We start from the raw sequence: 25616 nt of genomic DNA on the forward strand, positions 1-25616 counted from the left end.
GGATTAATCGCCAAGGATACGTTGTACTTGTTCGGTACGGCGCTTCGTACTACCTCCGGACCAATACCGGAAACCCGAGAAAAGCAGGCGCTGCCCCTCACTCGACAGCCCATCTCCGTTTTAACATAAATCGGCCGCGCGGCTCTCGGTCGGTCGCGGTGCCATGATGCTTGCCGTTTCATTTGGTACACATTGCCGCGGAATTTCTCCGGTCATCCCACATTCCGTACACCAACTTCGTTAATGTTCCTGAAGTTGTTCGCCATCAAGACAAGTATTGGCGATATTCGGCCGTTAGCATTCCGGTAAATTGACAGCGATCCCGCCTGTCGATGTCTCCTTGTATTTTACGCTCATATCGAGGCCGGTTTCGAACATGACCTTGATGCAATTGTCGAGCGGCATGAAATGCCTGCCATCTCCGTGCAACGCTAGTGATGCCGCGGATACCGCCTTGATCGCGCCAAGCGCGTTCCTTTCGATACAGGGCACTTGTACAAGCCCGCCCGCCGGATCGCAGGTCATCCCAAGATGATGCTCCAATGCGATTTCCGCCGCATTCTCGATCTGTTCGCTACCTCCGCCGAGTGCGGAGCATAAACCCGCCGCGGCCATCGCAGAGGCGGATCCGACTTCGCCCTGGCAGCCAACCTCGGCTCCGGAGATCGACGCATTGGACTTGATTATTCCGCCGATCGCGGCGGCGGTAAGCAGGAAATCACGCCGACGTGCATCGGAGACACCATCGCAATGATCCTGCCAATAGCGCAGCACTGACGGAAGCGTGCCCGCCGCCCCATTCGTCGGTGCCGTCACGACCCGGCCGCCGGCGGCGTTTTCCTCATTCACCGCCATGGCGTAGACGCTTAGCCAATCATTGATCTCATGAGGCGGTCGCCGGTTGCTGAAGCGCCTTTCCCGCAGGCGTACATGGATCCCATTGGCACGTCGCCTTACCTTCAATCCGCCGGGCAATATCCCTTCGGTTCTCAATCCGCGGTCGATGCAGGCGTTCATGGCTTCGGCCAGAGCATCGAGGCCGGCATCGAGGGATTCCACCCCGTTGGCTTGCTCATTGCATCGCTTCATCGCCGCGATGCTCAACCCCGAGGCGCGAGCCATCTCCAGCATTTCAGCGGCGGATCCGAACGGAAAGGGATAGCCGCGCGTCTCCTTGACCGCATGCAATCCGCCTCCAGATGCGGCACGCTCGGCACGCAACTCGGCCTCGGTCAGAACGAAGCCGCCGCCGACCGAATAGTAGATCGATTTCAGATAACAATTACCTCGTGTATCGAAAGCCTCCAGCACCATACCGTTGGCATGAAGAGGCAACGGCGGTCCGTAGTCAAAAACGAGATCGGCCGCGGGGTCAAAGGCCAATTCCGGCAGGCCCTCGGGCCGCAAGGTTTTTTCCGTGCAAAGCCTCTCGATCATGTCATCGGCGGCATCCGGGTCAAGCGTATCAGGGCGGGCGCCCAAAAGCCCCAGCATGACCGCCCGGTCCGTCGCATGGCCCTTGCCCGTGAATGCAAGAGAGCCATGCAGCCGCGCGCGCAGATGGGCGGGCCGATCCGCGCCGGGGATCGGCTCGGCCCCACCGCGCAGCTCGTCGAGAAAACGATCGGCGGCGACCATCGGTCCCATCGTATGCGAGGACGACGGGCCGATGCCGTGTTTGAATATTTCAAAGACCGATATGAACATGGAGCCTAGCTGTAAATAGGATAACGGGCACAGAGCTTCTCGACCTCCGCGCGGACCTCCGCTTCGACGGAGCCGTTTCCCTCTTCGTCTTTCAACAGGGCGCGCAGCACCCGCAGGATCATCCCGCCCACAGCGCGGAACTCCGTTTCCCGCAAGCCGCGTGTCGTCCCCGCCGAGGTACCGAGCCGTATACCGGATGTCACGAAGGGCTTCTCGGGATCGAACGGGATGGCATTCTTGTTGCAGGTCAATCCGGCTCGCTCCAGCGCGATTTCCGCCATCTTGCCGGTGACACCAAATGGGCGCAGATCGACCAAAACCATATGGCTGTCGGTGCCCCCCGAAACGATGCCTGCCCCGCCCTCCTTCAGCGTTTCGGACAAGGCCCGGGCATTGGCGATCACAGCTTTCGCATAATTCTTGAACGACGGCTGCAGCGCCTCGCCGAAGGCAACCGCCTTGGCCGCAATCACATGCATGAGCGGCCCTCCCTGGTTTCCGGGAAACACCGCTGAGTTTATCTTTTTGCCGAGCACCTCGTCATTGGTCAGAACAATGCCGCCACGCGGACCTCTCAACGTCTTGTGCGTCGTCGAAGTGACGATATGAGCGTGCGGGATCGGATTGGGATACTCGCCCGCCGCAATTAGCCCCGCATAGTGCGCCATATCAACCATCAAATATGCGCCCACTTCATCGGCGATGGAGCGGAAGGTGGCGAAGTCGAGATGCCGCGGATAGGCCGAGGCACCCGCGATTATCAATTGTGGCTTCTCCGCCAATGCGATCTGGCGCACCTTCTCCATGTCGATCAGATGGCTGCCGGGCTCCACCTCATACGAGACAACCTCAAACCACTTGCCCGACATAGTAACAGGCGAACCATGCGTGAGGTGCCCGCCATGGGCGAGCGACAGACCCATTATCTTGTCGCCCGGTTGAAGCAGAGCGAGGAACACCGCCTGATTGGCCTGCGCGCCCGAATGCGGCTGAACATTGACATGGGCCGCGCCAAACAGCGTCCTGAGCCGGTCGCGAGCGATGTCCTCCACGGTATCCACATGCTCGCAGCCGCCATAGTAGCGGCGGCCCGGATAACCCTCGGCATATTTGTTGGTCAGGACCGAACCCTGCGCGATCAACACATCGCGCGAAACGATATTCTCAGACGCAATCAGTTCGATCTGGTTCTGCTGACGATTTAGTTCAAGATCGATGGCGACGGCCACAGGCGTGTCGGTGAGCAGATTCCCGATATTGGCATCAAGCATGCGTGCATTCCTTTCTATGGCGTAAATCGGACTTGAACGGTGGCTGGGTTCACCACGAGCAGCGATTGTCCGAGTCAGATGGAAGGTTAGAGACCCGCCGCGAACTCAGCTTGGGCAAGATCGAGCAAGGCCCGGACATGTGGCAGGAAACTGCGCCAGACATCCATGCGGAAGCTGTTTTCGTCGTCCCGCCACAAGATCACCGTCGCTGTATCGAAAGCCGTGCGCGCCGCGCTGCCGACCTCCATCGATTCAATGTCGCGAGCGATGCCCGTCGTGAGAGCCGTCAGCGCCTCCGGACCGCTCAACCGCAGCACAACCTCGCGATCTGACACGTCGCAAAACGCATGTGGAATCTTTGCGTATGCCGCACGGGAGGCTTCGATGAGCGCGTCGCGCCGTTTATCGGGCGCAAGGACGCACCATTCGTCGGGGCCAAGGCAAAGAGCCTCGACCTCGCCCTTTCGCTCGACCGAGCCGATGCGAACCGGCAATGCGAGGCCGAGGGATTCGCTCAACACCCGCGCGCGCTCAGATCGAACACGCAGCGAAAAGCGTGCCTGTGGGACCAGTTCCTCGATGCGGATCATAACGGCCGATCTGTCGGTGTCGTTGTGTTTCTGGGTGGTCATGATCGGCCTCCTCAGACCTGCAGGCGTGCGCCTTCGGGGTCATAGAAATTGGTATCGGTGATACGCGCCCTGTGCGTGACGCCGGGCAATGGCACATGAACAATGTCGCCCATGAGATCCCGCCCGCCCTCGATCAACGCCATGGCGATAGGGTGACCCAACGCGGCCGACCGATAGGACGAGGTGACATGACCTACCATCTTCATCGGTTTGGGTTGGTTCGGGTCGAGCACGATCTGTGCGCCCTCTTCGAGCTTGGCGCCATTCTCGGTGATCAGGCCGACAAGCTGCTTGCGGCCGGGCATGACGAGATCAGGGCGTGCGAGTGAGCGTTTGCCCACGAAGTCCGGCTTCTTTTTGCCGATCGCCCAGTTCAGACCGGCATCCTCCGGCGTTACCGTTCCGTCTGTGTCCTGACCTACGATAATGTAGCCCTTCTCGGCGCGCAGGACATGCATCGCCTCGGTTCCGTACGGGCAAATATCATGGGCTGCGCCCGCCTCCATCAGCGCTTTCCAGAGCGTCGGACCGTGGCGCGCGGGCACGTTGATCTCGAATCCCAACTCGCCGGTGAAGCTCAGCCGGAAGAGACGCGCGGGCAGACCCGACACCTTGCAATCAGCCACAGACATATGCGGGAATGCATCATGAGAGATGTCGAGACCCTCGACCAGCGGCTCCAATACCTTGCGCGCGTTGGGACCGTTGAGCGCGACGACCGCCCAATGCTCGGTCATCGAGGTTAGCCAGACGGTGAGGTCGGGCCATTCGGTCTGGAGGTAATCCTCCATCATGTTCAGCACGCGGGCCGCCCCGCCCGTCGTCGTGGTGACATGGAACAGATCATCCGTGATCCGTCCAATCACGCCATCGTCGCGGATGAATCCGTCTTCGCCCAGAAGCAGACCATAGCGGGTGCGGCCCGGTGCCAGCTTCGTCCAGGGATTGGTATACATGCGATTCATGAACTCCGCCGCGTCCGGTCCCGCAACCTCGATCTTGCCGAGCGTGGACGCATCGAAGATCCCGACGGAGTTGCGTGTGGCGGTGCATTCGCGCAATACGGCGGCATCCATGCTCTCGCCGACCTTTGGGAAATACCAGGCCCGGCGCCACTGGGCCACCGGCTCGAAGACCGCTCCGTGTTCCTCGGCCCAGGAATCGATCGTGGTCCTACGCGTCAACTCGAAGGTCGCACCCCTGTGGTAGCCGGCGAAGGCACCAAAGGTGGTCGGCGTATAGGGCGGCCGGAAGGTCGTCAGCCCGACACGAGGCGGTGCCTCGCCCAAGGCATCGGCGGCGATCATGAGCCCGTTGATGTTGGACATCTTGCCCTGATCCGTCGCCATTCCGTTGGTGGTATACCGCTTCACATGCTCGATCGAGCGCATCCCCTCGCGTACGGCGAGCCGGATGTCCTTGGCCGTCACGTCGTTCTGGAAATCGATGAAGGCGCGCGCCTTGCCCGCGTCGCGATCAGTCGGCAATTCCTTGTGCGTGACACCGGTTCCGGGTCGATCCTGCGCGACGGCGAACCGCGCGTGGTCCGAGATTTCGAACCCGGCGGCCTCCGCCGCCGCGCGGCCGGCGACATCGCCATCGTTCAGCGCCGCTTCAAAGCTCCAGAGGCCGCGCCCGGCCCCGGCAATGTGGCAGGCTTCGGACCTGTGATCCGGTAAATAGGCGTTTTGGCTCTCGTCCCATTTCAGACTGCCTTTGGTATGGGAAAAGAGATGCAGTGATGGTGTCCAGCCTCCGCACATCAAAAGACAGTCACACCGCACGGTCACAGCCGCGCCGACGCGACCGTCCCTCACAGGGTTGACACGCACCGACTTGACCCGCAGGCGTCCCGCCGTGCCGGTCACGGTGTGGCCGGCAAACAAGCGGATGCCCCGGCGTTCGGCCTCTCGCGCTAGATCGGCGCGCGGCGTATCGCGGGTGTCGACGATGGCTGTGATCTCCGTACCAGCATCGGCCAGGTCGAATGCACCGTACCAAGCGCTGTCATGGCTGGTAACCACGACAGCCTCGTCTCCGACCCGCACGCCATAGCGGTTGAGATATGTCTGCGCGCTGCCCGCCAGCATCACGCCGGGACGGTCGTTGCCGTCGAATACGAGCGGTTTTTCCAGAGCGCCCTGCGCGAGCACAACCTGCCCCGCGCGCACGCGCCATAAGCGTTCACGCGGGGCACCTTCTGGCAACTCGTCGAGATGGTCGGTCAGTTTTTCGCACAGGCCGACCATGTTCTGGTGATAATATCCGATCGCCGTGGTGTGCATCATCAGCCGCACGCCAAGTTCCTCCAGTTCGACGAGCTGGGCGGAAAGCCAGTCCCACGCCCCGATATCGTCGATTTTCACGCGGGGGTCGGATAGTAGCGCGCCGCCGATTTCGCGGTTCTCGTCCACTAGCGTGACACGCGCGCCCGACTGCGCCGCGCTTTTCGCCGCGGCGATTCCCGCGGGACCCGCGCCGATCACGAGGATGTCGGTGTGTAAATAACGAGACGAATAACGATCGGGATCCTCTTCGCCGGGTGACACGCCCAAGCCGGCGGCGGCGCGAATGATTGGCTCGTAAACCTTGTTCCAAAAACTCTTGGGCCACATGAAGGTCTTGTAATAGAAACCTGCGGAGAACAGCATGTAGGCCTTGTCGTTGACGGCCCCGATGTCAAAATTCAGGCTTGGCCATCTGTTCTGGCTCTCGGCCACCAAACCCTCGCGCAACTCCTGCACGGTCGCGCGGGTGTTGGGCTCGTATCGGCCCTTGCCCCTGCTCGTACTGATCAGCGCGTTTGGTTCTTCCGAACCCGCGGTGACGGTACCGCGCGGGCGGTGATACTTGAAGCTGCGACCGATCAGGTGCACGCCGTTGGCCAGCAGGGCCGAGGCAACCGTGTCCCCACGCAGGCCGGTGTATGTACGTCCATCAAAAGTGAAGTTGACAGGCTCGGCGTGCTCGACGCGGCCTTTGCCCTCTACGCGAAACCGGGTCATTGCGCGGCCTCCTCGGCTGTCAGGTCGGGGCGGGGATCGCCCGCCTTGTAGGTGGTCATAAACTTGTCACTCACGGTATCGCGCACCGCATTGAAGAAACGCGCGCAGCCATGAACATGCCGCCAGCGTTCAAAATGCGGTCCCTTCACGTTGGAGCGGATGAACAGATAATCGCGCCATTCCTCATCGGAGAGCGCTGAAGGATCAGCGGGGCGGTCAATATGCGCCTCGCCCGCGTAGGCGAACTCGGCCTCCGGCAGAGTTTCTTCGCAATAGGGGCAATGGATCAGCAACATCACTCTTCCTCCTCAATGCGCCACGGCAGCCGCCGCCGCCTCGTCAATCAAGCGCCCGGTCGTGAAGCGCTCCAGCGTGAAGGGGGCGTTGATCGGGTGTGGTTCGTCCTTCGCCACGGTCCAGGCCAATGTATGGGCGGCACCCGGTGTTGCCTTGAAGCCGCCCGTTCCCCAGCCGCAATTGACATAGAGACCCTCGACCGGCGCCTTGCCGAGAATGGCCGAGCGGTCGGGCGTGACATCGACGATGCCACCCCATTTGCGCAGCATTCGCATTCGGTTGAAAATCGGGAACACTTCGCAGATCGCGGCCACGGTGTGCTCGATGAGCGGCAATCCACCGCGCTGCGAATAGCTTGTGTACTGGTCAGTGCCCGAACCGATTACGAGCTCGCCTTTGTCCGACTGACTGATATAGGCATGCACCGTGTTGGACATAACAACGCAGGGAAAGACCGGCTTGACCGGCTCGCTGACAAGGGCCTGGAGCGGATAGCTTTCCAGCGGCATCCGCACGCCCGCGCTCTCCATGACGACACTCGTGTGCCCGGCCGCCGAAACCGCCACCTTTTTTGCCTTGATGAATCCCTTGGCGGTGTCCACTCCCGCGACGGCGCCATCAGCTCCGCGGCGGATGGCGATGACTGGGCAGTTTTGGATGATGTCGACACCCCGTGCCGCGGCGGCGCGCGCATATCCCCATGCCACCGCATCGTGGCGGGCGGTGCCAGCCCGTTTCTGGAGCGCCGCGCCCATGACCGGATAACGGGCGGTACTCGAAATGTTGAGCGGTGGACAGAGCTCCTTTGCCTGCCCCGGTGTAAGCCACTGGTTGTCCACACTGTTGAGTCTATTGGAGTGAATGTGGCGCTGGAACGACTGCACGTCGTGCACGTTGTGCGCCAACATCATCACGCCGCGCTTGGAATACATGACGTTGTAGTTGAGTTCCTGGCTGAGCCCGTCCCAGAGATCGAGCGCATGGTCATAAAGCCGGGCGCTTTCGTCATAGAGATAATTGGAGCGGATGATAGTGGTGTTTCGCCCGGTATTGCCGCCGCCCAACCATCCCTTGTCGATTACCGCGACATTGGTAATGCCGTGTTCCTTCGCCAGGTAGTAGGCCGCTCCCAGGCCGTGCCCTCCCGCGCCAACGATGACGACATCATATTCGCTTTTCGGTTGCGCGTCGGGCCATTGCTCGGCCCAGTTCTTGTGACCGGTCAGCGCGTTTCTCAAAAGCGACAAGGCGGAAAAATGGGTCATTGGCGTAGCCTCCGGGCCGGGCGGTCCTAATCAATGCGCCATGATGCCAGAGGAAAGGATTTTTCACTGTATGTATGCGTCAGTTTGGCGTTATAATTGCGTCACGTTTTCGAAATGAATCAACGATGAATGTCCAAATCCCTCGCTTGCGCATCGGCTTTATTCTGGCCCGACGTTTCACGCTGTCCGCCTTCGCCAACTTCGTCGACGTGCTGCGCCTGGCGGCGGATGAGGGAGACCGCTCGCGTCCCATACTCTGCCGATGGCGGGTACTGTCGGCGACGATGGACCCCGTCACTTCGAGCTCCGGAATTCCCGTGCAGCCAGACGAACGGCTCGGCGAACCTTCGCGCTTTGACTACATCGTGGTCGTCGGCGGATTGATGGAGGAATTGGAGCGATTGGACCCGGAATACGTGGCCTTTCTGAATCGCGCGGCGGATTCGGGCATCCCATTGGTGGGAGTCTGCACCGGCGCGTTCATCCTGCACCACGCCGGATTGATGCACGGCTATCGCTGCTGTGTCAGCTGGTTTCACCACGATGACTTTCTGGAACAGTTCGAGGGCTTGCGACCGGTATCGGATCAAATTTTCGTGGTGGACCGAGAACGACTGACCTGTTCGGGTGGAGTCAGTTCCGCCCATCTAGCTGCATTTTTAGTCGACAGCCATGTAGGTCGCGCGGCGGCGAAGAAGAGCCTGTCTATAATGATTATCGACGAGGCACTGGCCGGAGAAAAGGCGCAGCCAGGGCTCCCTCTCGAATTAACCACCAAAGACGCTCTTGTTAAGAAGGCGCTGCTTGCGATGCAGCAAACACTCCACACACCCTTGACTGTTACCGATCTCGCGGCGCGGTTGGGTGTCAGCAGAAGAAAACTTGAGCGACATTTCACGACAGCGCTTCGTATCACGCCCTCGGAAGCGGGGAAGATGATCCGTCTGGCTCAGGCGCGGCTACTTCTGGAACGCAGTGAACGATCGGTCACCGAAATCGCAAACGATACCGGCTTCGCCGATGTCTCGCACCTGATACGAGTATTCCGCGCTATCGAAGGAGTGACACCCGAGGCGTGGCGCCAGGAGCGAAAGAACCACGTCACAAAAACAAACCGGCCCGCGCGATTGGCGGGCCGGTGATCATTCTTGAATTACGCGTTACAGATCTTCGCGGGCTATCCCCTGCCCCGCGGCATCGGGCGTGATGCGGTCAAACCGCCCGTTTCCAAGATAGGTCCAACTTTTTCCCATTGATGTAGCGAGATATGCGTCGGAAAAGCCACCGTCTATCTCTGCCTGCGGATTTGTAGGAAGAACCACGGCTTTCATAAGTATGAGGTAGATTACGAAGCCAAGCGGGAAACCGATCAGGAAGGCGTATTGCGAATAAAATGCCGCGATACCCCCCGCGATTACCCATGCACCGAGGCCGGCAATATTGAACCCGCCTGCATAGCGGAACTGGCCGCTCAGCGAATATAGCTCCGGCACGTTCAGGCGACGTCTTCTGAGTACATAATAATCCGCCACCATTATTCCGCCGATGGCGGAGAGAAACGCGCCGTAATATCCGAGGAACACGAAGAGGTTGCCGAGGATCTTCCATGGGAAGCACAGCGTGCCGACGATACCCGCCAATGCCACGGCAATCTTGTAGTTGATAAGTCGCGGCGCAAGATTGATGAACGTCAGAGCCGAGGGAATGAGGTTTGCAGAGTTGTTGGTGGACCACTGAGCCAGAACAACCAGCGCGAGCAACACGACCAATGACAAGCCTTGCCCCTGTCCCTGGATAACTTCCACTGGGTTCCAATTGCCGGTTGCAATGAACGAGACCGCGCCAATACCCGCGATCATCGCCTGCGTTGCCGGCAACGCAACGAGTTGCGCGAGGAAGATGTTACGGTTTCGGGCGAAGAACCCCCTGGCGCCGGGCTTCGTCTTGACGAAACGTGTCAGATTCGGAATGTCGATCGCCAGCGTCGACCAGAAACCCAAATTGGCCACGAACAACACAACCAGAGACATCTGGCCCTCGCCGCGGAAGTTCCAGATGTTCAGTCCCTTGGTCGTGGCGATCCCCTCAAGCGTGAAATACATCCATACCGAAATGGCGATAATCGCGGGTGCGGCGAACGAAGCCAACCGTTCGACCGACTTGATTCCCAAGGCGGTATTCGCGACTTGCAAAACACCGAAAGCCACGTACCAAACGAACCAGTTGGAGAAGCCCAGGAAATACTCACCGATCCCGTTCAAGGCCAGCGCGCCGAGATAGGTCTGGATTCCGAACCACATCGCCGCCACGATCCCGCGCGAGATGGATGGCAAATGTGTACCATGTACGCCAAATGGCGCGCGCAGATACACGGCGAAAGATAAGCCATGCTCCGTCCCGATATCGGCCGTCAGCACCATGAAGGCGCCGATCGCGACATTGGCCAGGAGGATCGTCAGGATCACAGCGCCTAGCCCGACACCACCGCCGATGCCGGAAGCGCCAAGAGAATAGGTGGCGATAATCACTGCGATGCCGACCCAGATCCAAGCGTAGCCCAAAAGACCGATGGGCCGCTGGTTCAACTGGACGGGCAATATCGACTCCTCGACAAGCGCGTTTCGCTCGTGTTCGGCCGCCAGGATTTGATCTGCTAAAGCCATGACATTTTCCCCAGTTCTTGTTTGGATTCGTCCGCTAGAAGGATCGATTGCCGCGGATTGCTTCAGAGCCATGCGAATGGCCGCCGCGGCGGTCAGGAATGAAGTTGCATCGCCGCGCGTATTTTTTCCGTGGCAGCCATGTCGACGGTTTCGGTTTCGAGATTGACCACGACGCCGTAGACCGAACGCGCGTGCTCGACAGTGCAGAAACCGTCCAGCACATCTTCCAATACCCTTAACGCGGAGCGATCGAGCGGGTCGCCATAACCGCCGCCGTTCGGGCTGTAGTACGCCATCACATCATTCGCCTGAACCGCGAGACCCGAGAACTTGGAGTGCATTTCGCGCACCTCTTTTGGATTCTCGCTATTGTATATCAGGCACTTGCCAACCGCGCCGTCGGTGCCGCCGAATATGCCCCAAGGCGCATCGGTGTGACGCTCGGATTCGTGTGTGATAAAGGCCGGTGTCAGCACTCGCTGCGCCTTCACGACACCTATACCGCCGCGATACTCGCCGGCACCTGGCGGAACGTCATCGCGAAGTTCGTAACGGTCGCAAATCATTGGTATGTGCATCGCCAGATCTTCGAGCGGATTATTGCGGGTGTTGGCCATCAGATTGTCGATGCTGTCCGGCCCGTCTGACCTCGGCCTTCCGCCATAGGCACCCTCGTTGACTTCGAGGAAGACCCAATAGTCACCCGAGGGGCGCAAGCCGGAATAAGCGGCGAAGCTGATTGACGCGGACGATCCAGCGATCACCGTTTCCGGCATCACCGGGGCGAGCGCCCGGATGATAAGGTCGATCATCCGGTTGCATTGGGTGAACCGCGCCTCCGCAGAGGCCGGTGCCTTGGGATTGAAGATCGAGCCCGACGGCGCGGTCACCTTGATCGGACGGAACGAACCCTCGTTCGAAGGCACGCGCACCTCCGATGTGGCGGAATCCAACAGCAGCTTGCGGAAACCGGCATAGGCGGCAACTTTGGTGGATCCCTCGAACGGCACGTTGTACGCGGTGGGCGTCTGGTCGGCGGAGCCGGTCAGATCGACCTCCACCTCGTCTCCACGCACGCGCAGCGTCACTTTGACTTTCAATCGTTGATCACGGTTCCGTCCGTCATCGTCCAGCCACCCCTCGGCGGTGTAATCCCCGTCCGGGATTTCGCTGATCCGCTGGCGGGTCATGCGTTCGGCATAGTCCATCAACTGGTTGGCTGCGGCAAACACCGTTTCCTCGCCAAATTTCTCCAAGAGCTCGACGAACCGTTTTGCCCCGAGCCGGGCCGAGGCCACCTGTGCCTCGATGTCACGCACCAGTTGCTCGGCGGCGCGGGAGTTGCGGCGAATGTAGTTCCACATTGCGTTGTTGGGCTCGCCCTTGCGGTAAAGCTTGGTGCCCGCGAACAACATCCCTTCGGCAAAAACGTCCGGTACATCGATAATGAGCCCCGGTGTCGCCGCGCCAATATCGACGTGATGCGCTGTGTTGCCGGCGAATCCTACCAAGCGCCCTTTCAGAAAAACTGGCACCACGATTGCAAGATCGGGCGTGTGCGACGATCCGAAATAGGGGTGATTGTGGACGACCACGTCACCCTCGTACCACTCCTCATCTTCGAGCGTTTGGGCAATACCGCGCAGGTAGCCCGGGATGGAGCCGATATGCATCGGTGTCGATTCCGACTCGCACAGCGTGTTGAAATCGGTATCGAACAGTCCTGCGCCCAAGTCCTGGCTTTCGCGGATGATCGAGGAGAAGGACATTCGGTAAAGGACGTGACCCATCTCTTCGGCGATCGTTTCGAAGGACCCGCGTATCACCTGGAGCGTGATTGGATCCACCTCAACGACGACGGGTTGGGATTTTGTCATGACATTCATTTTCTTGTTCCTCCTCAAACCACGCCGACGGGGCGGATGCGCGTATTGCCGTAATCAAGCGTCTCGGCGACGTAACCGGGTGGCACGAGCGTGGTGGAGTTATGCTGGATCAGGATCGCCGGTCCTTCGAGCTCGTCGCCCGCCATCAGCTTCGTGCGATCGTAACGCGGAGTTTCCAGCGTCCGTCCGTCATCGAAAGTGGTGGGACGCACGAACATCAGCGCCCGATCGGGGCTGGAGCCGTCCGTCGGCGCGATCTTCGGAATGTCGATCCGGCGGACCGCGGCCGTGCCGATGGCGCGAAGCGTTATCAGTTCCACCTCCGCCTCGCGGTAACTATAGCCGTAATCGAGATGGTGCTGGTCGTGGAAACTGTCGGTGATTACGTGTTTGTTTCCTTTTGTCACCGAGCCGTCCGGCATGTCGGCACGCAGTTCGAACCCTTGACCGTGGTAGCGACATTCGGCGACCACGCTGAGCCGTTGCTGATCGAGCGGGATGCCGTCAGCATCAAGCTCGGCCCGCACCCGGTTGCGCAGAACGGCGACGGCCCCGTTGATCCGATCGAGGTCATTGTCGCTCGCCGCGTTCAGTTCCACGATCACGGCTTCTGTATGCTCGTATTGCAAATCGGTTTTCAGAAGACCTACCGCCGCGGTGATCCCGGGCGCAACCGGCACGATCACGTCTCGCGCCGACATTGCCTCGGCCAACGCGACACCGTGCAGCGGCCCGGCTCCGCCAAAGGGCATGATCGAGAATTCGCGCGGATCGATGCCGCGGGCGACCGAGTTCGACCGAATAGCCAAAGCCATGTTGTTGTTGATGATCCGGATGATCCCCAGCGCGGCTTCGATCACCGACATGCCAAGGGGCTTTGCAATCTTCTCCTCGACCGCCTTTCTTGCAAGTTCCGCATCAAGGCTGAGATCGCCACCAAGCGCCATGTCCGGGTCAAGCCGCCCCAGTACGATCTGCGCGTCCGTCACGGTTGGCTCGCCCCCCCCGCGCCTATAGCACGCGGGTCCCGGCTCCGATCCCGCCGAGCGTGGACCCACGTTGAATCCGCCCGCCTCGTCTATATAGGCGACCGATCCACCGCCGGCCCCGATGGTCACGAGGTCGATCATTGGCGTCAATACCGGGTGGCCGGATACATAGGTGTCGCGCGGGTTCATGATCTTGACGGTCCCGCCGGGTATGGTCGAAATGTCCGCGGACGTGCCCCCGATATCCACGGTGATGATGTTCGACACCTCCGCCATCTGGGCTTCCGACGCGCCGCCGATCACCCCTCCGGCGGGTCCGGACATGAGAATACGGATTGGACGCTTGGCGCAGCTCTCAACCGTGGAAACACCCCCGTTCGACTGCATGATCCGGAGTTTCGATGACACCCCGGCCTCCCGAAGCTTCGACTCCAAATCGCGCAGGTAGAAAGAGGTCTTCGGTCCGACATAGGAATTCATCGCGGCGGTGGAGAAGCGTTCGTACTCGCGCATCACGTTCGCCACTTCGGATGACAGTGTGACATAGGCATCGGGCATCTCTTCAAGGACGATTTCCTTGGCGCGAAGCTCGTGCGCGTCGTTGAGGAAGGCAAACATGAAGCCGATGATGACCGAGCCGATTCCGCGCTTCTTGAACACAGCGCAGGCGGCGCGGACGGCATCCTCGTCCAACGGTTTCTCGACCGCGCCGGAAGGCGGCAGAATCCGCTCGGCAACGGCGATCCGGTTTCGGCGCTTTACCAGCGGGCGGCTTTGCCACGGCACATCGAAATGCAGCGAGAAGTTGTAAGGCCGCTTGTGCCGCCCGATATGCAGTATGTCGCGGAATCCTTCCGTGGTCAGCATCCCGCATTCGGACCCATTGTGCTCAATGGTGATGTTGGTCGCGGTCGTCGTGCCATGCACGATCAGTTCTACCTCGGCCGGTTCGATCCCGGCCATCCTGCAGATGCCCTGCACGCCTTCAACAACACCGATCGACTGGTTCTTCAGCGTCGTCGGAACCTTGTGATAGAAGACTCCTTTCGGACACTCGAGCACGAGGTCGGTGTTTGTCCCACCTACATCCACACCAATTCTTGCCATATCGATCCTCCCGATTTCGTCTGTTGCCACGTTAGCCTGCTGGACACATCGCCCAGCAGGCTTCCGGGGTATCGGTCATTCGGCCGCGGCGGCGGCACCGTTGACCGTATTGAGATAATCGACGCATTCGTCGACCGTGTGCACGTCGCCAAACTTCGCGTCGATGTCGAAGAGGTTCCAGGCGACGGCGCCCGGCACGCGGTCGCCAATCGCTTCCTTCACCGCGATCGTGCGGAAACCATCAGCGATACCGTCGCAGATCGTCTGACGCACGCAGGCGCAAGCAGTGACACCAGTGACCAGAATCGTATCCACGTTGTTCGCCCGGAGAATGCCCGCCAGCTCGGTTCCGTGGAACGAGGACGCGCGCTTCTTCAACAGCGTGTATTCTCCCTCGATCGGCGCGATGCGGCTGTCGATCGCCCACAGATCTTTGTCGGCCAAATTGACTACATCCACCGGGATCTTGTTGTGCCACAGGCCCATATCGGTGAAGGACGCATTGCGGTCGGTGATTTCGTAGGCCGTCGTCACGTGGATAACCGGATGACCGTTGGCGCGGCAGGCAGAAAGAAGCTTCTGCATTCCGGGAATGATCTCATTATCCATTTTGTCCTGATCGCAGGTGAAGGGGTTGCCGGGACGCGTCCAGGCATTGGCGAGGTCAACGCTCACCAGCGCCGGGCGCTTGCCGAAACCGACGCGGCGCTGGAAGCCACGCTGTTGGTAGAGTTCGGAAGCAACCTCGAAAGCCTGCTGAAGCAGCCGATCCAGTTCCTTGTGATCCACGTCTTTCATCTCGTTCTCCTGTGTGATTTGGCGCGGCATGCCCCTCTCGGGGGTGTGAAAGCCCCGCGGCGCAATTGCCGCTCGGTTTCAATACTGCACTTCCGCTTGACGGCCCGGAATTGCCGTGTGAGCCTTTATTATTGCGAGATTTGCATCAACAAAGAGTGTGAAAATGTCCAATGCGCCGGGTCTCGATACCATCCATTCCTTCCTGATCGTCGCGGAAGAACTGAACTTCCGCCGCAGCGCGGAACGTCTGAACTTGGACCAATCAGCCCTGACCCGGCGCATACAAAAACTCGAGCACTCGATCGGTTTCAAGCTCCTCGAACGCACCACGCGCGAAGTGGCCCTGACCCAAGCGGGACAGTCTTTCTACAAGGACAATGCCCACCTTCTGACCCGCTATGCGGAGTCGATTGAAGGTGCCCGGCGCATCGCCGAGGGCAAGGCAGGGCATTTGCGCATTGCTTACATGGCTTTCGCGGCGACCGAATTGATGCCCTCGGCTGTCGCCCGGTTCCGTCAGGCTCATCCGCATGTCGACGTGGCACTGCAATACATCCGCACGCAGGGGCAGAAGCTTGCACTTGCCAATGACGAGGTTGACCTAGGCTATATGATCGGCCCCTTCGAGCATCCAGACTACAACAGCGTCATGCTCTCATCCGAGACACTCTACGTGGTCACCCCGCTTAACCATCCGCTGCTGCGCAAATTCAGCATCTCGCCGACGGATCTGGCCGAACAGGACCTAATCCTCGGCGACATGCGGGAATGGGAGGAGTATCGAAGGAGGCTCAATGATCTCTTCAACGCGGAAGGGATCGAATTGCAAGTCGGATTAGAAGCATCGAATACTCTTGCGCTTCTGGGCCTGGTGGCGGCCGGTTTGGGTATCACGGTATATCCCGAAAGCCTGATCGGATTTCTTGGCCGCTCGGTCGAGGTGCGTCCGATCGTTCATTCCCAGTTCCGCAGTCGTACGGTTCTGACTTGGAAGAAGTCCAATCATAGCGAACAGGTTCGAGCATTCGTCGAGGTGGCCAAGAACCTCCCCGCGCGACACTAGATGCTAAAATGCGTTCTAGCCGCAACGACCTTCCGATAATAACCTCTTCGCCTAAGTCGAATGATCGGAAGGCAGTCCACAAATGTCTCACCGAACGCAAGTCACCGAACCCACGCGTTTCCCAGAGCACCAATCTCGAGATTTCAAGCGTAGCGGCTTAGAGGACGAGAACCTCCCAGCCGCCAGACATCGACGCTTCAGTAGACCGACGATTCGATGCGGATGCCCGGAATTCGCGATCACGCTGCGTCAAGCCGCTGAAATCGTAACGGAAAATTCCGTTATCCCAAACCGCCCTCGGAGCAATCGAATCCAGATCTCGAATCGTAACTAACGGAGCAGTTACGTTGTGGCGGTCGATGCCATCGCCGGGGACGATCGAAATCGCTCCAGTTCCCTTTCGGATGGTGGCGCCCACTCCCCCGCCGCCTCCATCGCACTCAGCCGCGAGCATCGCGCCAGGGCCTCGACGACATCGTTTGTCGCCCCGAACACGCTCTCCTGGATCCAGCGAACCCTGGCGTGGCTCTCCGGAAACTCCCGCCGGAGCGCGTCGCGGAACGGCAGCGCGCATTCGAGCTCGATGATGGCGAAGTCCCGAGCACATCTCCCGGATGCCTGATGAAGCGCGCTCAACACGCCGACGATGCCCCATGCCTGCTCCTTGACCGTCCGGTCCTCGATCTTCGCCGCCAGCCGATCGAGCGCCCGGAGGAAATCGTGTTCGCCCCAGTAGTCGATCGCCCGCCGGATCCACGGCAACAGCGGTGACGGATCGAGCAGGCCCCGGCCCGCGAGCCGCATCAGGTCGAGGAGCGGCAATAGGTCCTCCCAGTGCATCGGATGCGGATCGCAGCCGAGGCGCAGCGTGTCGACAAAGGCCCGCACCCAGCGGTCCTCCCAGAAGAGGCCTTCCGGCCGGGGCAGCCGAACCTCGCGGACACGGCCGCGCGCCGTCGCGTCCTCGACCAGCAGCGGGATGTCCTTGATGCGCCGGAAGCGGCGGCCGCGGCGGATGGTGACATGGTCGCCCACGACCCAGGCGCGGTAGCCGAGGCCCGCTCTCGAGACGGCATCGAGGTAGCCGCGCATGCGCTTCCTACGTGTCGACCGCGTCGAGCGCGGCAATGCCGGAAGCGGAATCCCCGATCGCGGGGCGATGCCGTCCCAGAGCGCGCTGCAGAGATCGTCGAGGCGCAGCACGCACGTCCCCTCGCAGTGCTGCGTCTCGTCCAGGATGCGGACGAGGTCGCGCGCCTTCTTCGGCATGGCCGCGATGATCCGGTCGCGCATCGGCATGATGCCATTGCGGTTCAGCTGGCGGCCGAGCGTGCTCTTCGACAGGCCCGCGATCCGGGCCGCACCGCGGACGGTCGCCTTGCCGTAACTCTCTTCCGCGAATTCCAGCGCGGCCGGGGCCGCCAGCAGGCAGGCCGCCCTTTGCTCGCGCGATCGTTCGTGCCTTGGCCGCGGCGGGTTGTATCGCCGGACCGTCCATTTGGCGACCGACCGCGCAAGCCGCCGAGCGCCGTCGTCGTCGAGGTTGCTCCCCGCTCCCTCGCCCGTCCGCCATTCGTCGATCTTCTCGCGGCAGAAGGCGAACAGCCCCACCCTGTCCCGGCCATGCCGATGCACATAGCCGTAGGCCTGCTTCCTCAGGTAGTCGAAGGCTTCGGGATTCTGGCTCATTCGGTCCTGGATCCTCGTCGTTGTTCGGCGGCGCTCGTTGCGGTCGCGGGTGCTCAGTCGAAAAGGTCGTACTGGTCGGTCAGCCCCATGCGCATGGCGAGCGCGTTCGGCACCTGGCGGCGGTACTTTCGCGCGAGGTCCATGGCGAGACGGGCGAACGACGGCCGCCCGAGAACTTCTCCCGATGGCGCGGATGCCAGCGCGTGGCCGAGGGGCATGTCGCATCTGGCGAAGCCCCGGCCGTCGCGAAGCCGCGCGCGGTCCGGATCGCGGTTCGCCACCTCCCGCAGCGCGGCGAGCGCGGCCTCCACGGCGTCGCGGCCCGCCATGTCCCTCGCGGCCCTCGCGTCGAGGCCGGAAAGGCCGAGGCCGTAGCGCGTCTTCGCGGACCGCCTCGCGGCGGCCGCGAGCGACTGGGCGGGTGACATGGACGGATCCGTCGTGTTGCGGGAATTCGTCATCTTCGGAGTCCTCGATCTGCGGACGATGCCGACGCGCCGTGCATTCGACCAAGGCCGCGCCGCATCCTCTCGCCGCGGAAGCATCGGTCTCCGGTGATCGCCTGCATGTCCCATCCGTCCCTCGCGAAGGTGGCTCAGGAAAAATGCTTGTCCGAATCCGTGTCGGCGTCGAGGGCCCAGTTGCGAGAGTGTCGCGGCGATCCGATGCGTCCACGCGCGTGGGCAGCAGCCGCAGGGTCAAACGGATAGCCGACGGAGGATGCCAGACGGATAGTGATTGCGGCTTGCGGGAACAGACCCGACCGCTGCGCTTCGTCGCGGCCTTCGACAATGGAAAGGGGAGCGCTCGCCCTCCGGATCTCTGCATACGCAGGGGATACTACGGATCGAACCAGCGAATCCGCTTAGGCTTCCGCCTGTACGGCGGTTGACCCCCGCCGAGGCGGGGACGTGATCGTTTCAGAGCCGCCTGTCCGGCGGAGCGTTCGCGGCCACGGTCTGATGCTGACGGGGTCATTCTCCATGGCGGCGAAGCGGGCCTTGATCGCCACATCCATTACCTCGGTTCTTCGGGCTTCTTCGGCTGCCGCCCTGTAGGCATCTTCCTGCGCCCGTTGGATACGGTCTGAGCGCTCACCCTTCGCGGCCTCATCGAAGATGCGCCGATTGATCTGACCGGTAGCCAAGGCGGGAAGAGCGACGAGCCCGCTGGAGGTCAAAAACCCCTGCGCTGAGAAGGTCAGCGTCTCGCCCGCCTCGATCTTCAGCAGAATTCCATTCAGCCGCGAGCCGACGAGCGCAGCGCTCGACAGATCATCGACAAGATACTTTTCCGCCCCGCGATGGGCGCTTGTGCGTGTTCGCAACAGGGATGATGGCGGAGGGGTTGGGCCTGATGTCAAACCTTCTCTGACCCGGCAATACGGCGGCCACAACGCCATGGGGTCCCATCAACCTCCGGCCTACCAGATGGCGGGCAGGCCGATGACCACGAGATGCAGCGCGATCAGCCCTGCAAGAAGGACCGCTGCGGCCAACCACCGCAACGGTCCTCCCGCATAGCGGAGATTCACCGGTGGACACAAGCGCTGCCAAGCCTCGACGCCCATGCTGCGCTGGCACCACTTGTCGATCATCACCATCCCAAGGACTGCAAAGGCCGCAAATCCCCCGAACATCAGCACGTGCGCAAGATCGCCATTCGGGGCTAGATGCCCCGATGCCCAGAACCCGAGTGCGGCCAGGATTGGATGCCGCACCAGCCCGACGATGCCGGGACGCGCCGGATCGAATCTTTCATTCCGCCAGCAGCCAAAGGAAAAGGGATGCGGCGTGAACGCTGACAGTGCAAGGATCAGGACAGCCAGTGTCATCGTCGGCCAAGGTGACGTGGTTCTGCCATTCCGCACGCTTCCAGACCTCGACATATGGCGCGCGTGCCGCCGCGCCGATCAGCCAGACCAACACTGCTACCGACAGCTCGGAATAAGCCATCCCAAAGCCCGCGCGACCCAGACTGGCCACAAGCCACGGCTTGACCGGAGGGCGCACAGGTACGGCGTGGATCAGCAGGAACACCGCAAAGGCGGCGGCATATTCCCCCAGCCTGCCACGCTCATTCGCCCGCGTTCGGCGCGCGCATGGGTTGCCGCCCAGCATTGCGCGGGCGCGAAAGGATCGGCCAATAGATTACGGCGAACCCGCCAAAGGCCGCGATCCACGCTCCTGCGGCCAGTTGCAGGGGCCAGCTTTCCCCTGGCATCAGACCGGCCAGAAGCCGCGCCAGAACCGAAACGATCACCGCCAGATAGACCGCGGTTATAGCCTTGGTCGCGTGCAAGGCTCGCCCGGCATGGCCAAGGCTCGCCCGCGTCATCACCGCCAGCGTCATCAGCCCCACCGCCCCCGCCATCCAGACATGCTGTGCCGCAGGCCCCATTTCGGGAGCGAGCTGCCCCGCCGCGATTGCCAGAAAGCCCAGCGGCACGAAGACGTAGCCCGCGTGCAGGACCCAGACCAGCGCCTCGGCCCCGGTCTGCACGCCTTGCCACCGTGCCAGCCGCCAAAGATGGGCAAGCCCGGCTAGGCCACAGGCCACCGCCGTCACCGGACGATCCGGCCCAATGACCCAGAGCGTCAGTGTGAGGCCCGTCAGCCCCAGCACCGCGCCATCGGCCTTGCCGAAGGGAACCGGCAGCCGCACTGCCTTGCGCTGAGCTAGCCAGTTGCGCGTGAAACTTGGGACGATGCGCCCGCCGATCAGCGAAATCAGCATTACCGCCGTCGCCAGGCCGATCCGCAGCCCGATGCCTTGCGCGGGATAGCCGCCGCGCGCCTCCTCCAGATGGAACAGTGCGTTGGCGATGGTCCAGCCCGCCAGCAGTGCCAGCACGGGCATATTCTTCCAGTTGCGCCCCGCGATGATCTCGCGTGCCAGAAAGGCGGACAGCGCCAACGGCAGTGCCAGGTCCGCCAGTGCAACGGGTAGCGACGGCAGATACGCCGACACGCCCATGGCCACGCGACCCGCGATCCACAGCCCCACCAGCCCGGCCAGTGGCCAGCCGACAACCGGCAAGCCGCCAGTCCAGTTCGGCACCGCCGTCAGCAAAAAGCCGACAATCACCGCGCCGAGATAGCCGAACAGCATTTCATGCGCGTGCCAAGAAACGGGATCGAAACCCGTCGGCAAGAGGTCCTTCCCGGCAAGCAGGCAGACCCAGATCACCATCGCCAGCGCCGCCCAGACGGCCCCAACCAGGAAGAAGGGCCGGAAACCGAAACTCAGGATTGCCGCGCCGGTCCAGGCGCGCATCTTCTCGGCCGAGGTGATCATGCGCCTGACCCCGTTTGCGACCCGGTCTCGGTCACGATGGCATCCATTGCAATGTCGTGTGGCTGAGGAAAGATCGTCGGGATCCGCGCGACCTGAAGCCCGACACCGATCACGAACGGGCGAGGACGAAGAACGGCCAGCGTCCGGTCGAAATAACCCCCGCCATAGCCGAGGCGGAAGCCCGCATCGTCCCACCCCACCACCGGCGCGAGGGTGACATCGGGCACCATCTCCGGCCCGTCGGCGGGGACGGGGATCTTCCAGAACCCCTGCACCATCCGGCAACCTGGCATCCAGAACCGAAAAACCAGCGGCGCCGCAGGTGTCACCACCACCGGAAGCGTCACACGCGCGCCTCGCGCGGCAACGCCCTCCAGCCAGTGCCGCAGGTTCAGTTCTGCCTTGATCGGCCACCAGGCGGAAATCGTCAGCCCGTCGATGCTGCCATAGCGCGCGGTCAGCAGGCGGTCTAGCTGTTCGGCAACGGCCTCTGATGCCTCGTGCCGCACCGCCACGGGCAGTGCCGACCGCTGGGCAAGAAGCCGCGCGCGTTCGGCCTTGCGCCAGCGCGCCACGTTAGTCGCCTGCTGCTGATCGACCGCAAGCGGTTCGAAATATGCCGGGCCGATCTCATGCGCGAGACAGGGTGGCGAGGCGTAGCCGCCGATGGCATCCTTCGGTCCGTCCGGGTCGGTCATGTGGACCCTCCCTTTCGTTTTGGCAGAGCCCCGAGTCTAACGAGGCAGCGTTCTGCCTCAGCCATGATGCGCCGGATGCGCTCGGCGGCCGGAACGACATCGCGGATCGCGCCGACGCTCTGCCCGGCGAAAAGCGCCATCGCCTCCAGATCGCCCGTTGTGGTTCGCAGCGGGGAGTCGGTGCTGAAGCGCAGCCGCGGCTGGCCATCCTCATGCGCGATCACCTCGCGCGGCAGGCTGGTCGGGTCATGGCCCAGCAGATCAAACCCAAGCGCCGCAGTCACGCTGTTGGCGATCACGCGCACCGCCGCCTGCGGGGGCCAGTTAAGAACGAAGATGTCGGTCAGCACCGTTTCGGAGGCCTGGGCCGCGACCACGCGCTCCTTGTGATAGTCATGGGCGAAGGATTCGGTCGTGGCCAGAAACGCCGTGCCGCACTGTATGCCCTGCGCCCCCATGGTCAGCGCCGCTGCCAGCCCCGCGCCCGTAGCGATACCACCCGAGGCGACAACCGGCACCTGTACCTTCCGCAGGATTTTCTCCAGAAGCACGAAAGCGCCGAGGCGGCCATGCACATGTCCCCCCGCCTCGACGCCTTGGGCAATCAGCACATCCGCCCCGGCATCCTCGGCCTCGCGCGCGGCCTTGAGGGTGCCCACCTGATACAGAACCCTGCACCCGGCCGATTTCACCCGCGTCACGACTTCAGGCATGACGTCCCAGAAGAAGGTGAAGTCGGTCACACCCAGATCGATACAGCGGCCGATCTGGCGGTCGAGCAGCCCCGGATCGGTCGCCGCCGGGATCAGGTTCACCGCAAAGGTCCGGTCCGTCGCCGCGCGCAGAGCCGCCACCTCACTCGCGATCAGGTCGGGGTCTTCGCGCACCATGCCGAGCATGGCGTATCCGCCAGCATTGGCCACGGCCGCCGCCAGTTCCCAGCGCGACACGCCGCCCATGCCCGCGAGCAGGATCGGCACGTCGCATCCGAGGGTGTCGCAGAGCGGAGTGCGCAGGGCGGTGGGCGATATCGTCATGGCGCGCCACTCTCCGAAGACAGCCATTCAGCGAGATAGGCGCGCAACACCAGGGCCTGATTGTGTTCGCGGTCCCTTGCACCATAAAGCAGCGTCACCCGCCCCTTCCGACACCAATCGAGCAACTGCTCGACGGTATCAGGGCTTTCGTCCAATTCGGCTCGATAGCGTCTGCGGAACTCTTCCCACTTCGCCGGGTCGTGGCCGAACCATTTGCGCAGCTTCGAACTCGGCGCGATCTCCTTGATCCAGTCGTCGTGCTTCAGATTTTCCTTCGATACACCGCGCGGCCAGATCCGGTCGATCAGGATGCGTACGGCATCGGAATCGCCGGCCTCGTCATAGGCGCGCGCGATGCGGATACTCGCGTCGCCGGTCATTCCCGCTCCTCGTCGGCCAGCAGATCGAGCGTCTTGACGGAATGGGCAAAGGCCGCGCCGGCGCGCATCTCGGCCGCAACCCAGATCGCCTCCATGATCTGCGCCGAGTTGGCGCCGGCGCGACCGGCGGCCTTGACATGTCCCTCGATGCACCAGGGGCACTGCGTTACATGCGCAACCGCCACGGCGATGAGTTGCTTGGTGCGCGTATCCAGCGCGCCCTCCGCGAACACCGCCTTCGAGAACGCCTGAAAAGCAGCGTCGGCATCGGGGGACAGTGCGCGGCGACGCTCGGCATGGGCGCGGGTGGCTTTGGGGAAGCAAAAACCGGTCATGGGAGCACCTGAGGGGTGGCAGGCTCGCATAGTGGGAACAGCACGTCATTTTCCAGCCGCACATGCGACTCAAGATCATCGATGAATCCCGCAAGTCCTTCATAAAGCGCGGTCCAGGAACGGCATGCGCCCGCGGGCAGCGTAAGGTTGTCGGTGAGAAGACGGATACGCGCGATCTCGGCGCCGTGGTCGTCATGATCGGACCGCATCGCCGCGATCGGATTTTCGATCCCCGCCATTCTGCCGCGGCGGATCGCGGGAAACAGCATCAGCTCCTCTTTTTTCATATGCACTTCAAGTTCGCCAATCAATCGCTGCAGCAGCTCGCCCAGACCGGCGGGTACGCCCGCGGCACCGCCATGGACCCTCTCGACCTTCAGCGCCAGCGCCGCGAGGTTCGGCAATTGTTCGCGGTGAGTCCGGTGATAGCGCGTCTCGATATAGCGGGTCAGTTCTGCCGGATCGGTCAATTGAACAGCTTGTGTCATGTCAGCCTCCTATCGCTGCGGTCAAAGTCTCGGGATGACGGCTTCGCTGTCGCGCGCCGCGTCCTCGATGGCGAAATTCAGCGACCGCGCGATGCGCTCGGCGCGCTCGACGACATGGGCGGCGCCCGCGGGCGGGCAGGTTTCGGTGGCGGTCTCGCGGAACAGGTCCAGCCATCGCTCGAAATGGGCCCACGTCACCGGCAGGCGCACGTGTTTAACCACGGGTGATCCGTGATAGCAGCCAGTCATCAGCGCCACCGAGGACCAGAAATCGACCATCCGCGCAAGGTGCGGATCCCAATCGGCGATGCGCTCGGCGAAGACCGGCCCCAGCACCGGATCGGCGCGCACCTTGTCATAAAAGCGATGGACAAGTGCCGTCAGCCGGACCTCGTCCAGACCAGTCTTGGCCATGAGTTCGGCTGTGAGCGCCGGGCGGGCCGAGCGGATGGACGAAAGGGGAGAAGCATCGTGCGCCATAGCGGGGTCCAGATGATCGGGGTTGCATTCACGTCTAGTCCTGTTAATAGGTATTGTAAATACTCATTACATCGGAGCCCGGGCGGCAATGCGCCTCACCTCATTTACGGATTACGGCCTTCGGATGCTGATGCGCATGGCCAGCGCACCGGACCGTGCATTCTCAACCGCCGAATTGGCTGAGGAGTTCGGCCTCTCGCGCAACCATCTGACCAAGATCATGCAGCGCCTGGCGCAGGGCGGGATCGTCGCCACCCGGCGTGGCGGCGGCGGCGGCGCGACGCTGGCCCGTCCGCCACAGGTGGTGAGCCTCGGCGCAGTGGTGCGCCTGCTAGAAGAGGGGCAGGCGCTGGTCGAGTGTTTCGGGGCCGATGGCGGTGACTGCACGATCACCGGCTGCTGCCGCCTGAAGGCGCGATTGCGCAGTGCCGAGGCCGCCTTCCTTGCCAGTCTCGACCGCGCGACCCTGGCTGACATTGCGCTGCCGCAGTTGGAAGGTTCCCCGGCATGACCAAGATGCAAGGAACGC

25 protein-coding genes are annotated in these 25616 nt (G+C 62.1%); 3 read left to right on the forward strand and 22 right to left on the reverse strand.

Annotation, left to right across the window (positions count from 1 at the left end; all coding sequences use genetic code 11):
* Positions 1-294: 294 nt before the first annotated feature.
* The 6 genes from IG169_RS05975 to IG169_RS06000 all read right to left on the reverse strand — a co-directional run bounded on the left by IG169_RS05975 (position 295) and on the right by IG169_RS06000 (position 8177).
* A complete protein-coding gene (locus tag IG169_RS05975; protein WP_193175265.1) occupies positions 295-1707 on the reverse strand; it encodes an L-serine ammonia-lyase in 1413 nt (470 codons plus the stop codon).
* A 5-nt stretch (positions 1708-1712) separates the two neighbouring features.
* Positions 1713-2978 carry a serine hydroxymethyltransferase gene (gene glyA / locus IG169_RS05980; RefSeq protein WP_193175266.1) on the reverse strand — a complete coding sequence of 422 codons (1266 nt, stop codon included), beginning with the start codon at positions 2976-2978 and terminating at the stop codon, positions 1713-1715.
* 86 nt (positions 2979-3064) lie between these two features.
* Entirely contained in the window at positions 3065-3460 is a 396-nt protein-coding gene (locus tag IG169_RS05985) for a sarcosine oxidase subunit gamma (RefSeq protein WP_428982237.1), read from the reverse strand.
* Positions 3461-3621: 161 nt separating this feature from the next.
* Positions 3622-6615: a sarcosine oxidase subunit alpha gene (locus IG169_RS05990; protein ID WP_193175268.1), complete on the reverse strand. Its 2994-nt coding sequence runs from the start codon at positions 6613-6615 to the stop codon at positions 3622-3624.
* Positions 6612-6911: a sarcosine oxidase subunit delta gene (locus IG169_RS05995; protein WP_193175269.1), complete on the reverse strand. Its 300-nt coding sequence runs from the start codon at positions 6909-6911 to the stop codon at positions 6612-6614. The genes IG169_RS05990 and IG169_RS05995 overlap by 4 nt, the downstream gene beginning before the upstream one ends.
* Positions 6912-6923: 12 nt before the next feature.
* Positions 6924-8177: a sarcosine oxidase subunit beta family protein gene (locus IG169_RS06000; RefSeq protein WP_193175270.1), complete on the reverse strand. Its 1254-nt coding sequence runs from the start codon at positions 8175-8177 to the stop codon at positions 6924-6926.
* 125 nt (positions 8178-8302) lie between these two features.
* On the opposite strand from IG169_RS06000, the gene IG169_RS06005 reads away from it, so the two are divergent.
* Positions 8303-9319 (forward strand): GlxA family transcriptional regulator, encoded by a 1017-nt coding sequence (locus IG169_RS06005; RefSeq protein ID WP_193175271.1) that lies wholly within the window; start codon positions 8303-8305, stop codon positions 9317-9319.
* 18 nt (positions 9320-9337) lie between these two features.
* Here the strand turns inward: IG169_RS06005 and IG169_RS06010 are convergent, their stop codons facing one another.
* The 4 genes from IG169_RS06010 to IG169_RS06025 form a co-directional block, all read right to left on the reverse strand.
* Positions 9338-10840: an NCS1 family transporter gene (locus tag IG169_RS06010; RefSeq protein WP_193175272.1), complete on the reverse strand. Its 1503-nt coding sequence runs from the start codon at positions 10838-10840 to the stop codon at positions 9338-9340.
* 92 nt (positions 10841-10932) lie between these two features.
* A complete protein-coding gene (locus IG169_RS06015) occupies positions 10933-12726 on the reverse strand; it encodes a hydantoinase B/oxoprolinase family protein (protein ID WP_193175273.1) in 1794 nt (597 codons plus the stop codon).
* 14 nt (positions 12727-12740) lie between these two features.
* Positions 12741-14852 (reverse strand): hydantoinase/oxoprolinase family protein, encoded by a 2112-nt coding sequence (locus IG169_RS06020; RefSeq protein ID WP_343225594.1) that lies wholly within the window; start codon positions 14850-14852, stop codon positions 12741-12743.
* A 45-nt stretch (positions 14853-14897) separates the two neighbouring features.
* Entirely contained in the window at positions 14898-15620 is a 723-nt protein-coding gene (locus IG169_RS06025; protein WP_193175274.1) for an isochorismatase family protein, read from the reverse strand.
* A gap of 163 nt (positions 15621-15783) precedes the next feature.
* On the opposite strand from IG169_RS06025, the gene IG169_RS06030 reads away from it, so the two are divergent.
* Entirely contained in the window at positions 15784-16683 is a 900-nt protein-coding gene (locus IG169_RS06030) for a LysR family transcriptional regulator (RefSeq protein ID WP_193175275.1), read from the forward strand.
* Positions 16684-17025: 342 nt separating this feature from the next.
* Here IG169_RS06030 and IG169_RS06035 read toward each other — a convergent pair whose 3' ends face one another.
* The 12 genes from IG169_RS06035 to IG169_RS06085 all read right to left on the reverse strand — a co-directional run bounded on the left by IG169_RS06035 (position 17026) and on the right by IG169_RS06085 (position 25021).
* Positions 17026-18372 carry a hypothetical protein gene (locus tag IG169_RS06035; protein ID WP_193175276.1) on the reverse strand — a complete coding sequence of 449 codons (1347 nt, stop codon included), beginning with the start codon at positions 18370-18372 and terminating at the stop codon, positions 17026-17028.
* 53 nt (positions 18373-18425) lie between these two features.
* Positions 18426-18833 carry a hypothetical protein gene (locus IG169_RS06040; protein WP_193175277.1) on the reverse strand — a complete coding sequence of 136 codons (408 nt, stop codon included), beginning with the start codon at positions 18831-18833 and terminating at the stop codon, positions 18426-18428.
* Positions 18834-19237: 404 nt separating this feature from the next.
* A complete protein-coding gene (locus IG169_RS06045) occupies positions 19238-19774 on the reverse strand; it encodes a hypothetical protein (protein WP_193175278.1) in 537 nt (178 codons plus the stop codon).
* Between the two features lie 21 nt (positions 19775-19795).
* Entirely contained in the window at positions 19796-20206 is a 411-nt protein-coding gene (locus IG169_RS23820; protein WP_210325884.1) for an NnrU family protein, read from the reverse strand.
* Positions 20130-20492 carry an NnrU family protein gene (locus IG169_RS24440; RefSeq protein WP_210325885.1) on the reverse strand — a complete coding sequence of 121 codons (363 nt, stop codon included), beginning with the start codon at positions 20490-20492 and terminating at the stop codon, positions 20130-20132. Before IG169_RS24440 ends, IG169_RS23820 begins: the two co-directional genes overlap by 77 nt.
* Positions 20449-21669, reverse strand: coding sequence for an NnrS family protein (locus IG169_RS06055; protein WP_193175279.1), 1221 nt, complete (start codon positions 21667-21669; stop codon positions 20449-20451). The genes IG169_RS24440 and IG169_RS06055 overlap by 44 nt, the downstream gene beginning before the upstream one ends.
* Positions 21666-22367 carry a 5-formyltetrahydrofolate cyclo-ligase gene (locus IG169_RS06060; protein WP_193175280.1) on the reverse strand — a complete coding sequence of 234 codons (702 nt, stop codon included), beginning with the start codon at positions 22365-22367 and terminating at the stop codon, positions 21666-21668. The genes IG169_RS06055 and IG169_RS06060 overlap by 4 nt, the downstream gene beginning before the upstream one ends.
* Positions 22364-23404 (reverse strand): NAD(P)H-dependent flavin oxidoreductase, encoded by a 1041-nt coding sequence (locus IG169_RS06065; protein WP_193175281.1) that lies wholly within the window; start codon positions 23402-23404, stop codon positions 22364-22366. The genes IG169_RS06060 and IG169_RS06065 overlap by 4 nt, the downstream gene beginning before the upstream one ends.
* Positions 23401-23784: a DUF488 domain-containing protein gene (locus IG169_RS06070; RefSeq protein WP_193175282.1), complete on the reverse strand. Its 384-nt coding sequence runs from the start codon at positions 23782-23784 to the stop codon at positions 23401-23403. Before IG169_RS06070 ends, IG169_RS06065 begins: the two co-directional genes overlap by 4 nt.
* A complete protein-coding gene (locus IG169_RS06075) occupies positions 23781-24119 on the reverse strand; it encodes a carboxymuconolactone decarboxylase family protein (RefSeq protein ID WP_193175283.1) in 339 nt (112 codons plus the stop codon). Before IG169_RS06075 ends, IG169_RS06070 begins: the two co-directional genes overlap by 4 nt.
* Positions 24116-24607 carry a hemerythrin domain-containing protein gene (locus IG169_RS06080; RefSeq protein WP_193175284.1) on the reverse strand — a complete coding sequence of 164 codons (492 nt, stop codon included), beginning with the start codon at positions 24605-24607 and terminating at the stop codon, positions 24116-24118. Before IG169_RS06080 ends, IG169_RS06075 begins: the two co-directional genes overlap by 4 nt.
* A gap of 21 nt (positions 24608-24628) precedes the next feature.
* Positions 24629-25021, reverse strand: coding sequence for a group III truncated hemoglobin (locus IG169_RS06085; RefSeq protein ID WP_246717168.1), 393 nt, complete (start codon positions 25019-25021; stop codon positions 24629-24631).
* A 154-nt stretch (positions 25022-25175) separates the two neighbouring features.
* Here IG169_RS06085 and IG169_RS06090 point away from each other — a divergent pair, with 154 nt between their 5' ends.
* Positions 25176-25598: an Rrf2 family transcriptional regulator gene (locus IG169_RS06090; RefSeq protein ID WP_193175286.1), complete on the forward strand. Its 423-nt coding sequence runs from the start codon at positions 25176-25178 to the stop codon at positions 25596-25598.
* Positions 25599-25616: the final 18 nt, after the last annotated feature.

The sequence above is a fragment of the Oricola nitratireducens genome (genome assembly GCF_014904745.1).
Taxonomy (GTDB): Bacteria; Pseudomonadota; Alphaproteobacteria; order Rhizobiales; family Rhizobiaceae; genus Oricola; species Oricola nitratireducens.